At 64.5% G+C, this 1,340-nt stretch carries 2 protein-coding genes; one reads left to right on the top strand and one right to left on the bottom strand.

Translation table 11 applies throughout. The features are described from left to right. A partial coding sequence (locus ACN0IC_RS15470) for a hypothetical protein (RefSeq protein WP_416879644.1) occupies nucleotides 1–381 on the bottom strand: 381 nt, incomplete at its 3' end. Between the two features lie 42 nt (nucleotides 382–423). Between ACN0IC_RS15470 and ACN0IC_RS15465 the strand changes: the two genes are divergently transcribed. Next, the coding region (locus ACN0IC_RS15465; protein ID WP_416879643.1) for a hypothetical protein at nucleotides 424–1,340 on the top strand (917 nt) is incomplete at its 3' end.

Below are 1,340 nucleotides of genomic sequence, written 5' to 3'. Positions count from 1 at the left end.
GCTCACCAAGATGCCGGGAGGCAGGCCACCGGCACCGCCAAGCCAGACTCCGGCTCCAACAAGCCTGAGGGCACCGGGAAGCCGCAGTTCCTGACGCCCAACGTGTCCAGGAGAGCCAAGTCCGTCCACTACACTGACGGCCAGCCAGGGACCCCAACCTGCCCTGTCTGCGACCTGCAGCACCGCCGCTCCAACCAGTCCGGTTCGCTGCCCGCCACTCGCCTCTCGAGATGCCCGACTTTCCAGCAGATGACGCCCTCCGGTCGCGCCATGGCTCTGGAGAAGGCCGGGGGCTGCGCGCTGTGCCTGGACGTGTCCGGCAGCCACCTGCGCGACAACTGCAGGGAGTGGAACAAGGACAAGCCATTCGAGCCATGCCAAGAACTAGTGCAAGGGCTGCCCTGTGGACTCCTGCATCACCACATGCTCCACGGGACTCAAGTCCGCTTCTGCAACACCGTGAACGCCACCCTCAACCCCAGGCAGGTGGACCACGGAGACGAGAACACCGCCCATGCCCTCCTGCAGCTCCAGTTCGTCCAAGTGGAACACGCGCCTCGACCCGCCGCCGTCTTCTGGGACAACGGCTCCAACGTGAACCTGGTCCGTGCAGCCTACGCTTCGCAGCTGGGACTCGAGGGGAGGCCAGTAGACCTTCAGCTCACCACCACCGGCGGGGTCCGCAGGATGTTCAGCACTCACGAGTACACCATCCGCCTCGTGGACCGCAAGGACACTATCCACGAGGTGGTGGTCATGGAGATGGAGCAGCTCGCCGCAGCACAGCCCGAGGTGGACCTCTCCGCCCTCTCTGAGATCTTCCCACAGCTGGATCCAAGCCGGGTCCAGCGGCCAACGGGAGAGATCGACCTGCTCCTAGGAATCCATCTAGCGAGCCTGCACCCTACCGTCTCCGCGTGCAACATCGTGGGAGAGCTCCGCGTCTGCAATTCCCTCTTCGGAACGGGACTGCTGCTGGACGGATGCGACCCAAGGATCAGAATCCCCGAGAACAAGAACGTGCGCCTCGACCACTCTGCGTACGAGTACTCGCGGGACCAGGAGGAGGAGGCCATCGCGACCAAGCTCGCCCGCTGCTTCGACTCCTCCACGCTCGCCAACAAGAGGCCGCCCACTCCGGCTACGGACTTCCTTCAGTCCGAGTCAGCCCACAACCTCGACCCGACTGCCCTCACCAGCGTGAAGCAGCCCATCTCGGTCGACGGGTCCACCAAGTGCCTCGACACAGCCGCCAGGACTCTCAGCGTCTGCGGCTTCACAGTCAAGCTGACGGTCCATCCAGGAGAGACTCGCCCAGCCACCATCGAACTCCTGAAGGA

The sequence above is a fragment of the Litorimonas sp. genome (assembly GCA_029936425.1).
Classification (GTDB): domain Bacteria; phylum Pseudomonadota; class Alphaproteobacteria; order Caulobacterales; family Maricaulaceae; genus Litorimonas.
Note: the sequence above shows the minus strand (reverse complement) of the source record. Positions and strands in the feature narration are given on the sequence as shown.